Origin of the sequence: Schumannella sp. 10F1B-5-1, from assembly GCF_006517535.1 — a bacterium.
GTDB lineage: Bacteria > Actinomycetota > Actinomycetes > Actinomycetales > Microbacteriaceae > Schumannella.
In genome coordinates this window covers 254,126-267,484 of sequence record NZ_VHQH01000038.1, presented here as the reverse complement: position 1 = coordinate 267,484, position 13,359 = coordinate 254,126, and the positions used below count along the sequence as shown (strand labels likewise).

General features: G+C 71.4%; 12 protein-coding genes. 4 read left to right on the top strand and 8 right to left on the bottom strand.

What is annotated here, in order from left to right:
* Positions 1–5: 5 nt before the first annotated feature.
* From rpoB to FJ658_RS10200, 5 genes are all read right to left on the bottom strand, one after another.
* Complete coding sequence (gene rpoB, locus FJ658_RS10220; protein ID WP_141145269.1) at positions 6–3,500, bottom strand: DNA-directed RNA polymerase subunit beta; 3,495 nt, start codon at positions 3,498–3,500, stop codon at positions 6–8.
* Positions 3,501–3,841: 341 nt separating this feature from the next.
* Positions 3,842–4,606 (bottom strand): response regulator transcription factor, encoded by a 765-nt coding sequence (locus FJ658_RS10215; protein WP_141145268.1) that lies wholly within the window; start codon positions 4,604–4,606, stop codon positions 3,842–3,844.
* Complete coding sequence (locus tag FJ658_RS10210; RefSeq protein WP_141145267.1) at positions 4,603–5,856, bottom strand: sensor histidine kinase; 1,254 nt, start codon at positions 5,854–5,856, stop codon at positions 4,603–4,605. Before FJ658_RS10210 ends, FJ658_RS10215 begins: the two co-directional genes overlap by 4 nt.
* 115 nt (positions 5,857–5,971) lie before the next feature.
* Positions 5,972–6,496, bottom strand: a complete 525-nt coding sequence (locus FJ658_RS10205; RefSeq protein WP_141145266.1) for a hypothetical protein — start codon at positions 6,494–6,496, stop codon at positions 5,972–5,974.
* A gap of 164 nt (positions 6,497–6,660) precedes the next feature.
* Positions 6,661–8,277, bottom strand: coding sequence for a glucoamylase family protein (locus tag FJ658_RS10200; protein ID WP_141145265.1), 1,617 nt, complete (start codon positions 8,275–8,277; stop codon positions 6,661–6,663).
* A gap of 103 nt (positions 8,278–8,380) precedes the next feature.
* On the opposite strand from FJ658_RS10200, the gene FJ658_RS10195 reads away from it, so the two are divergent.
* From FJ658_RS10195 to FJ658_RS10185, 3 genes are read left to right on the top strand one after another with little or no spacing between them, the layout of a single operon-like run.
* Entirely contained in the window at positions 8,381–9,244 is an 864-nt protein-coding gene (locus FJ658_RS10195; RefSeq protein WP_181408415.1) for a spermidine synthase, read from the top strand.
* A 32-nt stretch (positions 9,245–9,276) separates the two neighbouring features.
* Complete coding sequence (locus tag FJ658_RS10190; RefSeq protein WP_141145264.1) at positions 9,277–10,422, top strand: sorbosone dehydrogenase family protein; 1,146 nt, start codon at positions 9,277–9,279, stop codon at positions 10,420–10,422.
* Positions 10,422–10,928 carry a SprT-like domain-containing protein gene (locus tag FJ658_RS10185; RefSeq protein ID WP_141145263.1) on the top strand — a complete coding sequence of 169 codons (507 nt, stop codon included), beginning with the start codon at positions 10,422–10,424 and terminating at the stop codon, positions 10,926–10,928. Before FJ658_RS10190 ends, FJ658_RS10185 begins: the two co-directional genes overlap by 1 nt.
* A gap of 19 nt (positions 10,929–10,947) precedes the next feature.
* On the opposite strand, the gene FJ658_RS10180 is transcribed toward FJ658_RS10185, so the two are convergent.
* From FJ658_RS10180 to FJ658_RS10170, 3 genes are all read right to left on the bottom strand, one after another.
* Positions 10,948–11,250, bottom strand: a complete 303-nt coding sequence (locus FJ658_RS10180; protein WP_141145262.1) for a DUF427 domain-containing protein — start codon at positions 11,248–11,250, stop codon at positions 10,948–10,950.
* Positions 11,251–11,399: 149 nt separating this feature from the next.
* Positions 11,400–11,861, bottom strand: coding sequence for a 2-phosphosulfolactate phosphatase (locus tag FJ658_RS10175; protein WP_141145261.1), 462 nt, complete (start codon positions 11,859–11,861; stop codon positions 11,400–11,402).
* A gap of 254 nt (positions 11,862–12,115) precedes the next feature.
* Positions 12,116–12,586, bottom strand: coding sequence for an EVE domain-containing protein (locus tag FJ658_RS10170; protein ID WP_255447667.1), 471 nt, complete (start codon positions 12,584–12,586; stop codon positions 12,116–12,118).
* Positions 12,587–12,644: 58 nt separating this feature from the next.
* Here FJ658_RS10170 and FJ658_RS10165 point away from each other — a divergent pair, with 58 nt between their 5' ends.
* Positions 12,645–13,121, top strand: coding sequence for a hypothetical protein (locus FJ658_RS10165; RefSeq protein ID WP_141145260.1), 477 nt, complete (start codon positions 12,645–12,647; stop codon positions 13,119–13,121).
* Positions 13,122–13,359 lie beyond the last annotated feature (238 nt).

Sequence of the window (13,359 nt, the reverse complement as noted above, 5' to 3'; positions counted from 1 at the left end):
CCGGATCAGATGTCGTCGATCGACGACGACTCGAACCGGCTGGAGATGTTGATGCCGAGCTCCTCGGCGGCACGGAAGACCTCGTCGTCCGTGTCGCGCAGGCTCACCGTGCTGCCGTCGGCCGAGAGCACCTCGACGTTCAGGCAGAGCGACTGCATCTCCTTGATGAGGACCTTGAAGCTCTCGGGGATGCCGGGCTCCTGGATGTTCTCGCCCTTGACGATCGCCTCGTAGACCTTCACGCGGCCGAGGATGTCGTCGGACTTGATCGTCAGGAGCTCCTGCAGCGCGTAGGCCGCGCCGTACGCCTCGAGCGCCCACACCTCCATCTCACCGAAGCGCTGGCCGCCGAACTGCGCCTTACCACCGAGCGGCTGCTGGGTGATCATCGAGTAGGGGCCGGTGCTGCGGGCGTGGATCTTGTCGTCCACGAGGTGGTGCAGCTTGAGGATGTACATGTAGCCGACCGAGATCGGGTCGGGGAACGGCTCGCCCGAGCGACCGTCGAACAGTCGGGTCTTGCCCGAGCCGCCGATGAGCCGCTCGCCGTCGCGCGTCGGCAGGGTGGAGTCGAGGAGTCCCTCGATCTCCTGCTCGAGCGCGCCGTCGAACACCGGGGTCGCGACCTTGGTGTTCGGCTCGGCCTCGCGCGCGGCCTCCGGCAGACGGGCGGCCCACTCCGGGGTGCCCTCGACCTTCCAGCCCTGCTTGGCGATCCATCCGAGGTGCAGCTCGAGCACCTGGCCGAAGTTCATTCGACCGGGGATTCCGAGCGGGTTCAGGATGACGTCGACCGGCGTGCCGTCGGCGAGGAACGGCATGTCCTCGACCGGCAGGATCTTCGAGATGACGCCCTTGTTGCCGTGACGACCGGCGAGCTTGTCGCCCGCGGTGATCTTGCGCTTCTGGGCGATGTAGACGACCACGCGCTGGTTGACGCCCGAGCCGAGCTCGTCGTCGCCGTCCTGTGCGTCGAACACCTTGACGCCGATGATCGTGCCCTCTTCTCCGTGGGGCACCTTCAGCGACGTGTCGCGCACCTCGCGGCTCTTCTCGTTGAAGATCGCGCGCAGCAGGCGCTCCTCGGCGCTCAGCTCGGTCTCGCCCTTCGGCGTGACCTTGCCGACGAGGATGTCGCCGGGGCGCACCTCGGCTCCGATGCGGATGATGCCGCGCTCGTCGAGGTCGGCGAGCAGCTCGGGGCTGACGTTGGGGAGGTCGCGGGTGATCTCCTCCTTGCCGAGCTTCGTGTCGCGCGCATCCACCTCGTACTCCTCGATGTGGATGGACGACAGCACGTCCTCCGACACCAGGCGCTGGCTGAGGATGATCGCGTCCTCGAAGTTGTGGCCCTCCCACGGCATGAACGCGACGAGCAGGTTCTTGCCGAGCGCGAGCTCGCCGTTCTCGGTGGCGGGGCCGTCGGCGATGACCTGACCGACCTCGACACGGTCGCCGGCGTCGACGATCACGCGGTTGTTGTAGCTCGTGCCCTGGTTCGAGCGGTCGAACTTGCGCAGGAAGTAGCTCTGCGTGCCGCCCTCGTCGAGCTGGATGGTGACCTCGTCGGCCGAGACCTCGGCGACGACACCGGCCTTGTCGGCGGTGATGACGTCACCGGCGTCGATGGCCGCGAAGCCCTCCATGCCGGTTCCGACCACGGGCGAGTCCGAGCGCAGCAGCGGCACGGCCTGGCGCTGCATGTTCGCACCCATGAGGGCGCGGTTCGCGTCGTCGTGCTCGAGGAACGGGATGAGCGAGGTCGCCACCGACACCATCTGGCGCGGCGAGACGTCCATGTAGTCGACGCGGTCGCGCTCGACGAGCTCGACCTCGCCGCCCTTGGGACGCACGAGCACGCGGTCCTCGGCGAAGTGGTTGTCCTTCGTCAGCGGGGCGTTCGCCTGGGCGACGAGGAACTCGTCCTCCTCGCTCGCGGTGAGGTAGTCGATCTGGTCGGTGACCTTGCCCTTGACGACCTTGCGGTACGGCGTCTCGATGAAGCCGAAGGAGTTGATGCGCGCGAACGAGGCGAGCGATCCGATCAGGCCGATGTTCGGGCCTTCCGGGGTCTCGATCGGGCACATGCGGCCGTAGTGCGAGGGGTGCACGTCGCGCACCTCGACGCCGGCGCGCTCACGCGACAGACCGCCGGGGCCCAGCGCCGAGAGGCGGCGCTTGTGGGTCAGACCCGCGAGCGGGTTGTTCTGGTCCATGAACTGCGACAGCTGCGAGGTTCCGAAGAACTCCTTGATCGCGGCGACGACGGGGCGCACGTTGATCAGGGTCTGCGGCGTGATCGCCTCGATGTCCTGCGTGGTCATGCGCTCGCGCACGACGCGTTCCATGCGCGACAGACCCGTGCGGACCTGGTTCTGGATGAGCTCGCCGACCGCGCGGATGCGGCGGTTGCCGAAGTGGTCGATGTCGTCCACGTCGAGGCGGATGTCGACCTTCTTGCCGTCGCGCGTGCCCTCGATCGTGGTCTGCTCGGCGTGCAGCGCGACCAGGTACTTGATCGTGGCCAGGATGTCGTCGACCGACAGGACCGAGTCGCGCAGGTCGGCCTCGAGGCCGAGCTTGCGGTTGATCTTGTAGCGGCCCACCTTGGCGAGGTCGTAGCGCTTCGGGTTGAAGTAGTAGTTGTCGAGCAGCGCACGCGCGGCCTCGGCGGCGACCTGCTCGCCCGGGCGCAGCTTGCGGTAGATGTCCTTGAGGGCCTCCTCCTTGGTGAGGACGGCATCCTTCTCGAGGGTCGAGGCGATCGACTCGTAGCCCGGGAACGCGGCGAGGATGTCCTCGCTGGTCAGGCCGAGGGCCTTGAGGAACACGGTGACCGACTGCTTGCGCTTGCGGTCGATGCGCACGCCCACCTGGTCGCGCTTGTCGATCTCGAACTCGAGCCACGCACCGCGGCTCGGGATGACGCGGGCCGAGTAGATGTCCTTGTCGGACGTCTTGTCGGGGGTGCGCTCGAAGTTGACACCGGGCGAGCGGACGAGCTGCGACACGACGACGCGCTCGGTTCCGTTGATGACGAAGGTGCCCTTCTCGGTCATGAGCGGGAAGTCGCCCATGAAGACCGTCTGGGTCTTGATCTCGCCGGTGAGATGGTTCATGAACTCGGCGTTCACGTAGAGCGGCGCGGAGTAGGTCTTGCCCTTCTCCTTGCACTCCTCGATGGAGTACTTCGCCGGCTCGAGCTCAGGCTGCGAGAAGCTGAGCTGCATGGTCTCGCCGAGGTCCTCGATCGGGGAGATCTCCTCGAAGATCTCGTCGAGGCCCGTGGTCTCGGGCACCCCCGCGTCGCCGGCCTCGCGGGCCTTCGCGACACGCGCCTTCCAGGCGTCGTTGCCGACGAGCCAGTCGAAGCTCTCGGTCTGAAGGGCCAGCAGATCGGGGACGGTCAGCGTGTCCGAGATCTTGGCGAACGAGAGCCGCGAGGCTCCGCGGCCGTTCTTGGGGGAATTCTTACTGGATGCGGAGCGCGCAGCAGCCAAGGAAACAACCTCCGTGAGATCCGTCGATCTCAGTTGTCTGTCGGTTCGTGTGAGAGAAAGCTCGCCGAAAACGGTCCGGCCCCGCCGCTATCTTCGGGGCGCACCAGCCGACCGCAATATGACGGCATGGGAGAGTGGGAGCGCAAGGTGCAACTATAGCCCGGAACGACGCGCCACGTCTACCTATTCCTTGACTCGGTTCGTGGATGCGCGTATAAGGCCCTTGACATCCCCGGTTTCTCGGGGTTCAGGACGCGCCATCGCCGCCGTGATCGCTCGAGGGTGGCCACGTATGTCCGCCTCACGCGGCGTGTCGCGTGCGTTCGCGGCCACCCGGCGGGTCAGGGGCGCAGGCGGGCTACGGCCTGGGCTCGGGTCGTGACGGCGAGCTTGGCGAAGATCGCGTTCACGTGGGTCTTGACCGTCGCCGTGGAGACGTAGAGCGCCGCCGCGATCTCGGGGTTCGCGAGTCCCTCGGCCAGCTGGACGGCGACCTCGGCCTCCCGCGCCGTGAGCTCGGGCTCGCGGGCGCGCAGCGCGGCGATTGGATCGGGGACCGCGGCGGACGCCGCACCGCCGGACGTCGCGGATGCGGATGCGGATGCGGATGCGGACGCGGACTCCGCGGCGTCGCCGGACGAGACGGATGCCGCATCGGCACCGGTCGACGCGGCGAGCCCGCCGATCAGACGCGCGCCGACCTCGGCGGCGAGCGTCGTCTGGCCGCGGTGCACGGCCCGCACGGCGGCGGCCAGCTCTGCGCGGCCGGCGTCCTTCGTGAGGTACCCGCGGGCGCCGGCGCGCAGGGCGCCCATGATCGAGGCGTCGTCGGCGTAGGTCGTGAGCACGAGAACGGCCGTCGCGGGCCGTTCGGCGTGGATGCGCGCGGTCGCCGCCGCCCCGTCGAGCACCGGCATGCGCAGGTCCATGAGCACGACGTCGGGCGCGAGCTGCGCGACCAGGTCGGCCGCCTCCGCGCCGTCGGCGGCCTCGCCGACGATCTCGATGTCGGGCTCGAGGCCGAGCACGGTCACGATGCCGTCGCGCACGATCGCCTGGTCGTCGGCGACGAGCACGCGGATCGTGTCGGCGGCGGCACCGCTCACGCCGGGACCTCCGCGCGCACGACGAAGCGCTCCGCGCCCCCGCCCGGCTCGAGGTCCGGCCCGAGGCCCGGCTCGACGCCCGCGCTCAGCGTCGCCCCGTCGATCTCGCGCACGCGCTCCTCCATCCCGGCGAGCCCGCGGCCGCCTCCCGTGGCCGCCGCGGCGCCGGCGGCGCCGAGCGGATTGGTCACCGTCAGCACCAGGCGAGCGCCGACGGAGCCGCCGACCGCGCCGCCCGACCCCGCCCCGGCATCCATCGTCTCGAGCACGACCGTCACCGTCTCCCCCGCCGCGTGCTTGCGCGCGTTGCTCAGGGCCTCCTGCAGGATGCGGCGCAGCGCGGCGGCGACCGCGGCCGGCACGGGCGCGACGGGCGTCGCGAGTCGCGCATCCACCTCGCCGCCGAGCCCCCGATGGGCGTCGACGAGCTCGGCGAGCGCCGCCGTCAGCTCGGCGCCGGCGACCGGAGCCGCCTCGGCGTCGTCGCCGCGCAGGGCGTCGACCGCCCGGCGCGCGTCGTGGAGCCCGGCCACGGCCAGCTCGCGGGCGGCACGCACCCGCGTGGCGGCGTCGTCGACGCGGCCCGACTCGAGCAGCGCATCCACGGCGTCGAGCTGCACCACGAGCCCGCCGAGTCCGTGCGCGAGCACGTCGTGCAGCTCGCGGGCCACGCGGGCGTGGTCGTCGAGGCGCTCGGCGCGGCGGCGCTGCTCGTCGAGCTCGCGGGCCCGGGCCGCGGAGGCGGCGCCCTGGCGGCGGCTGACGCCGACGAGCACGGCGATCACGAGCATCGCGATCGCCCCGACGACGACGCCGGAGAGGTCGCGACGCTCGGGCACCGCCACGAGCATGCCGATCCCGAGCGCGGCGATGCCGACGGGGATCGCGACCGCAGCGGCCTTGAGCGGCCGCTCCGTGCGTCCGATCACGAGCATGAGGCCGACCGCCAGCGGCACGCCGCCGAGCACGTTCGCCTCGAAGGCGACGAGCCCGCCGATCACGATCATCGTCAGCTCGGCGGCGAACTGGCGGCGCGGCATCCGATCGGGAAGGGCCGAGCGCACGATCCACGCGATCAGGCCCAGGGCGCACAGCGCCCAGACCCAGGGATGCCGCTGCTCACCCGAGAGCATCGTCACCAGACCCAGCGCATAGACGCCACCCCAGACGACGCTGAACAGCCAGCTGCGCCCGCCCCCGCGCTGACCGGCGCGCGAGATCGCGTCGGCGGCGGTCGTGAAGGCGGTCACGAGCCCATCCTGCCCGCGTCGCGGCCCCGGCGGGAGCGATCAGGTGCAGCTGCGCATGCGGCGGCGCCGCATCCGGTGAGGGATGCGGCACCGCGGCGAGCGCGGAGGCCCAGCGTCACGCGGCCGCCGCCTCGAGCTCCTGGTGGCGGGTCAGGCGCAGCTGCATGATGCCGGCGCGGGTGAGGCGGTTGGCGCCGACGACGAGCAGGATCGCTCCGGTCGAGGCGACGAGAGCGCCGAGTCCGACGTTGCCGGCCCAGACGTCCACGCCGATGCGCAGCGCGATGAGCGCGACCCAGAGCACGGCGCCGAGCCAGCCCGTGCGGGTCTGCCACTCGATGCGCCGGCCGCGGCCGTCGACGACGTGGCCGTCGAGACGGCGGAAGCGCGTGATCCAGCCCATGACGACGCCGATGCCGACGCTCAGCGCGACCTCGACGAGGAGAAGGCCGAGACCCGCGGCGGTGAACGCGGAGGCGGGCGTCTGGTTCACGAGCAGCGCCAAGCCGACGACGGCGAGGATCGCCGGCAGCAGCCAGGTGGAGCGCGGCGTGAGGTTCTGCCACATCGACTGCCGCACGCCGATGAACACGACGAGGGCGAGGCCGAGGACGATCGAGAGGACGTTCTGCGTGGTCATGAGTCCACTGTCGCGAGGCCGCGCCCGCGGCGGATCGCCCGCAGGGTGGGGACGCGGGTGGAGATCCTGCACGGTCTCCACCCGCGTCGGGTGAGGGATGCCGGCGGGGCACCACCACGAGTCCGCCGGCACCGGTCGGCTGTCGCCGCCGGAGGAGATGCCTCCTACAGCTTCGAGCCGAACACCTGGGCCGCCACGACCGGACGCACCGCCTTCTCGAAGGCGCGGTCGGCGAAGTACGACTTGAGCCGGTCATGGCCGAGGTCGTTGAGGATCGCGGCCATGATCATCGACTGGTCGAGCGACAGGTAGCGCTGGGCGACCGTGTCGGACTTCACCGCGACGGCGTCGTAGAACCCGCCGGGGCCGTAGGCGCCGAGGGTGTTCTTGATGCCGTCGAGGTTCGTCAGCACCGCGGACCGGTCGTAGGGCAAGGCGAGGAACGCGGCGTGCGGGGTGACGACGCCGTCCCCGAAGGTCGGCGTCGGGTTGGTCGCCTCGCGGCAGCCCTCGTAGCCGAGGTCGACGTCGGTGCGCTCCTGGTCGGAGGTGTAGCCGTCGCTCTGCATGCCCACCGCATCCACGCCGTATTCGCGGTAGCCGCCGGCCGGGTCGGAGGCGGGCGAGAAGCCCCAGTAGCCGTAGCCGGCCTCATCCAGACCGTGGTGGATCTGCGCCTTCACCGTCGCGGGGTGGTTGACGCCCCACGACGTCGGGCCCCACTGCGCCTCGGGCACGAACAGGTCGGGCATGAGCGCCTCGAACATGCTGCCGCCCCAGGCCGGCACGAGCTGCATGCCGTCGTAGGAGTAGGTGCCCTCGTAGACGCTGACCCCGTTGTAGGTGCGGGTCTCGCCGGTCGGCTTCTGCTCCTGCCAGCCGAAGTCGCAGCCCTGATCGGGCATCGTGCGGTAGGTGCCGTAATAGTCGTTCGCGGGGATCTGCCCGTTGGCGATGCCGACGTAGGTCGCGATGCGCGCCTCGCTCACGGTCGTGTCGTACCAGTGGCAGGTGTAGTAGACGGTCTCGCCGCTGCCGGTGTAGTCACCGGGCACGGTGCAGCCGTCGCCGGGCGGGTCGACCCAGAAGCCGCCGCGGTTGAGACCGAGCGACGGGTCGATGCCGGGCTTGGATGCGGCGGCGGCCTTGTCGTGGAACCACGAGAAATCCATCGAGGCGTAGAGGGCGCCGGCCTGCTTCTTCAGCGAGGGCTCGGCGTTGCCGACGACGCGGAGGGCGGCGGCGAGCCAGCCGTTGTCGACGGTGGAGAGGAAGGGGTAGACGGTCGAGCCGTCTTCGGGCCAGGTGGTGAGCTTGGCGCCGGTCGTGGGCGAGTACCAGTTGTAGAACATGCCGCTCGCGTCGTGGCGCTCGAGGCCGTCGAGGGTCGTCAGCGTCGTCGCGAGGCGGGTGCGCGCATCCTTCCTGTCGATCAGGCCGAGGTCGCGCGCCGCGATCGTCGACCAGAGGTAGCCGCCGATGTTGGTGGGGCTGGTCTCGCCGCTCGGCGTGGCGAGATCGCCGGTGATGTTGTCGGCGGGCAGGCCGGTGGCCGCGTCGGTCATCGCGTCCATCGAGCGCCAGGTGTCGGCGGCGTACTGCTTGAGGGTGGCGTCGGCGGCGGATCCGCCGCCGTGGCCGGGGCCTCCCGGTCCGCCGCCGTGGCCGGGACCGCCGGGACCGCCCGAGCCGCCGGCGTTCGCGGCGGCGGGGGTGGCGAGCGCGATGCCGAGGGCGGCGATCGCGGCGAGTGGTGCGAGGGTGCGGGTCGAGCGTCTCATCGGGAACTCCCTTGTTCTCGGATCTCGTGCATCCATTTCACCGCGAAAACCTATCGATTGCAAGGTTTTCGGTGAGATGAGGCACGAGACCTAGGCTGTGCGGGTGGCGAAGCTGATCGACGACGGATCGCTGCCGGGCATCGTGCTCGACAGCGGACTCTGGGCCGAGGTGCGCCCCGACCGCTGGAACGACGGGGCCTACGAGCTCGTCGTCGACGGCACCCCGCAGTCGCACGTGCACCTCGAGCGGCCCGACGAGCTCTTCTTCGAGTACGTGCGCCGCATGGGCCACGTGATCGACCAGCTGCCCGACGGGCGGCTGACCGCCGTGCACCTCGGCGCCGGCGCACTCACTCTGCCGCGCTACGTCGCCGCGACCCGCCCCGGCTCGCGCCAGCAGGTGCTCGAGCTCGAGCGCCCGCTCGTCGACCTCGTGCGCCGCGAGCTGCCGCTGCCCAAGGACGCCGCGATCCGCGTGCGCTACGGCGACGCCCGCGAGACCCTCGCCAAGCTGCCCGCCGCCCTGAACGGCACGGTCGACGTGCTCGTCGTCGACGTGTTCGGCGGCTCGCGCATCCCCGCGCACGTGACGAGCGCCGAGTTCTACGGCGAGTGCGCCGCGCTGCTCGCGCCGGGCGGCGTGCTGCTCGCCAACATCGCCGACGGCGCCGGCCTCGCCTTCGCCCGCGGCCAAGCCGCCACGCTCGGCTCGGTGTTCGCCGACGTCGCCGCACTCGCCGACACCCAGATGCTCAAGGGCCGCCGCTTCGGCAACGTCGTGCTCGTCGCCTCGCCGAGCGAGCTGCCGCTCGAGTGGGTGCCGCGCCTGCTCGCCGGCGGACCGCATCCGGCCAAGGTGGTGCACGGCCGCGAGCTGCGCGACTGGGTCGCCGGCGCCCCGGTCGTGACCGACGCCACCGCCATCCCCTCGCCGCCGCCCGCGCGCAGCGTGTTCCAGGTGCCGTGAGCGGGTTCAGCCGACCGCGCTACCGTCGAGGGATGACCCGACGCACCGTGACCGCCCTCGCGACCGCGGCCCTCGCCGGACTCGCGCTGAGCGCCTGCGCCCCCGCCGCCCCGGCGCCCTCGACCCCCTCGCCGACCGCGACCGGCAGCGTCGCCGCCCCCGTCGGCTACACGACGCCGAGCGGCGACCCGACCGTCATCGCGAACGGCCTCGACGCCCCCTGGTCGATCGTGCGGCTCAGCACCGGCGAGACGCTCGTGAGCGAGCGCGACAGCGGCGACATCGTGCAGATCACCGACGCCGGCAAGGTGCGCACGATCGGCACCGTGCCCGGCGTCGTCTCCGGCGGAGAAGGCGGACTGCTCGGTCTCGCCGAGCTCGACGACGGCAGCATGCGCTGGCTCTACGCCTACTTCACCGCCAACAACGACAACCGCATCGTGCGCATGCCGCTCGGCGACGAGCTCGGCCTGGGCACGCCGCAGGTCGTGCTCAAGGGCATCGCCAAGTCGAGCACCCACAACGGCGGCCGCATCGCCTTCGGTCCCGACGGGATGCTCTACGCGACCGTCGGCGACGCCGGCCAGTCGGCGCGCGCGCAGGACCGCGGCTCGCTCAACGGCAAGATCCTGCGCATGACCCCGACCGGCGGCGCGCCCGACGACAACCCCTTCGACGGCTCGCTCGTCTACTCACTCGGTCACCGCAACCCGCAGGGGCTCGCCTGGGATGCCACCGGCCAGCTCTACGCCGCCGAGTTCGGGCAGAACACCTGGGACGAGTTCAACCGCATCCAGCCCGGCAAGAACTACGGCTGGCCGATCGTCGAGGGCGCCGGCGACAAGAAGGGCTACGTCGACCCGCTCGTGCAGTGGAAGACGGACGAGGCGAGCCCGAGCGGCCTCGCCTACGTCGGCGGCACCTTCTACCTGGCCGCGCTCAAGGGCCAGCGGCTCTGGGCGATCACGCCCGGCGACCTCGGCCGCGGCTGGCCGCAGGCCACCAGCGCCACCGGCGCCGCGTTCTTCGAGGGGCAGTACGGGCGCATCCGGGATGCCGTGCCCGGCCCCGACGGAACCCTCTGGATCCTGACGAACAACACCGACGGCCGCGGCGACCCGAAGCAGAACGACGACAAGCTCATCCAGGTGCCGCTCACCGCGCTGGTGGAGGGCTGATGGCCGATCTCGAGCGGGTGCGACGCTGGGCGGACGCCCTCATCAGCCTGCACCTCGACCCGGCGACGTGGACCTTCGCCTTCGACTCGGCCAAGACCCGTGCCGGGCTCTGCGACTACACCCACCGGCGCATCAGCGTGTCGAAGCATCTGGCTGCGCGCTTCGACGACGACGAGATCCACCAGGTGCTGCTGCACGAGGTCGCCCACGCGCTCGCCGGACCGAAGGCGGGGCACGGGCCGCGCTGGAAGGAGACCGCGGCATCCCTGGGCTACGTCGGCTCGCGGCTGCACGGCGGCGGCGTCGCCGAGGAGCTGGCACCGTGGATCGGCACCTGCCCCAGCGGGCACACGCACTACCGCTACCGCAAGCCGACGCGCGAGCTCTCGTGCGCGAAGTGCTCGCGCCGCTACGACCCGCGCGCCGCGATCACCTGGGTGCGGCGCGAGGAGCTGGATGCGCGGCAGGCCGCCGCCGCATCCGTTTCGGGAGCGGCGACGGCCTGACCACGAGGTCGGTCTCAGGTCAGCTGACCTGGACCTCCTTCCAGAAGGCGACGTAGCCGGCGATGTCCTTGCCGACGCGCTGCTCGGCGGTCGGGAAGGGGTGCGGGTAGGTCCAGGCGCGATCCTGCAGCCACTCCTCGCCGCTCTTGACGAAGAAGTACTGGCACTCGCCCTTCCAGGGGCAGGTGTACGGCGTCGGGCTGTCCTTCAGCAGGTCGCGGTTCACGCTCGCCGGCGGGAAGTAGACGTTGCCCTCGATGTGCAGCACGTCGGCCTCGTCGGCCTGGGCGACGATGACGCCGTCGATGGTGGCGGTGGGCATGGGCGCTCCGTTCCTCGGGATCGGCGGGCGCAGGCGCATCCGCTCGATCGGAACGCTACGCCGGGCGACCGACGCGGCGCTGGGATGCGGCGGGCGCTCCCAGCGGATCGGCGGCCGGGTCAGGAGAGACGGGCTCAGGCGAGACGGGCTCAGGCGAGCCGGGCGAGGCGCGAGGTGACCGAGGCGCTGATGAGGTGGCGAGTCGCGTTGCGCAGTCCGCCGTAGGCGGCGCCCGCGGCGGCGGCCTCGGGCGAGCAGTGGTCGATGCCGAGATCGGCGAGGCGGTCGATGATCGCGCCCGCGGCCAGGAGGTCCTCGACCGCGAAGCGCAGCGCGCCGGACTCACCGGGCTCGCCCGCGGCGACGACCGCGATCGACACCCGGTCGCCGCGCTCCTCCTGGCGGCGCAGCACGAGGTCGCCGATGCGCTCGGCGTCGTCGACGAGCGCCGTCTCGACACCGGGATGCGCGGGGGCCGACTGCGCACCGAGCTGGTCGACCCAGACGAGCAGGTCGGCGTCGGCGAGCGCCGCGGCGCCCGCCGTGCCCCAGTCGAAACGCACCTGGTACGAGGCCTGGGCGGAGGGGTGCGAGGGAACGGTCGCGCTCATGCACGCCAGGCTAGCCAGAGCGCACGGGCGCTCCGGACCCGCGCGCAACAGCACGTCACACGAGACGTCGAGCGCAGCGGCCACGTGCCGGGGCTGAACCGTTTCACGGAGTTGCTGTGACTCCTGGGGGCGGTGAGCAACATCCGTCACATCAGTGACAGCAACTCCTTGAGATGGTTCACGCCGCGCGACGCCGGGTTAGCGAGCGGATAAGGACGAGCGGATAAGGAGGAGAAGCGGCGGGACGCGGCGCGTCAGGCGGGGATCAGCTCGCGCGCATCCATCGCCGTCGCGATCAGCGCGAAGTCGTGCTCGCTCAGCTCGAGCAGCCCACGCCGCAGCGCGTAGCCCCAGTTCGGCGAGCTGGTGAGCTCGAGCTCGCCGCTCAGCTCGGCGATCGGCGTCGGCCGCACGCCCTCGATGTAGTCGACGCGGCGACGCCACATGCCGTCGGTCTGCCACGGCTCGCCGTCGGCGATCGTGCCGATCGCGGTGAACTGCTTCAGCGGGTCGCCGTCGGGGTAGGCCGTCTTCGGCGAGTAGTAGACGATGCGGTCGCCGCCGGTCATGCGCCGCACGCCGGTCATCGCCCCGTGATTCGTCTGCGCGATGCCGAGCGCGACGCCCCGGTGCACGTGCTCGCGCTGCACCACGCCCATCCAGAACTTCATGCCCAGTCCTCTCCTGTCGCGGCCGGCGTCGAACGCGCCCGATCGCACGGTCACGCGTCGACCCGTGACGGCAGTGTGGCGCGCACCGCCGACATCCGGTGGAATGGAGCGGGTGAAGGTGCGTCTGAAGTTCGAGCTGCCGTGCACGCCCGACGAGGCCTGGGACCTCGTGCGCTCCCCCGGCGCCCTGACGGCCGTGTCGCGGCCGTGGCTGAGCTTCGACCCGGTCGAGGCGGCCAGCCTGCCCGACCGCTGGGATGCGCAGGCCTACCCCGTCGAGGTGCACGCCCTGTTCGGCCTCGGCCGCGTGGGCGAGCAGACGATCGACGTGTCGTTCCGCGAGGCCGGCGCGGCGCGCATCTTCACGGATGCCGGCGGCCCGACCGCGGGTGCGCTCACCCTCGTGAAGCGCTGGCGGCACCAGATGGCCGTGGCTCCGGGGCGCGACGGCGGCACGCTGTTCCGCGACCAGCTGAGCTTCTCGGCGGGCTGGGCGACGCTGCTCGTGTGGCCCGCGCTGTGGGTGTTCTGGCAGTGGCGCGGGCGCGGAATCCGCCGGCTCGCGGCGCGCATCGTGCGGGAGCGCTGAGCGGGGCCTCTGGCTCTCGCGCGCTTCAAGCTGTTACCCTTGATCGACTCGCCGCACCGACTGCGGCTTTTCGCGTCGTCGCACGCTTCCCTCTCCGACCGGGATCCTCGTGCCGATCAGCCCGACTGAATCGGCCGCCTCCCGCACGCTCGGATGACATCGCAGAACGGCGCAGCGCCCGGCTCCCGCGAACCCCGGTTCGACGGCCCGACGGCGCCCGTTCCCATCGAAAGACCAG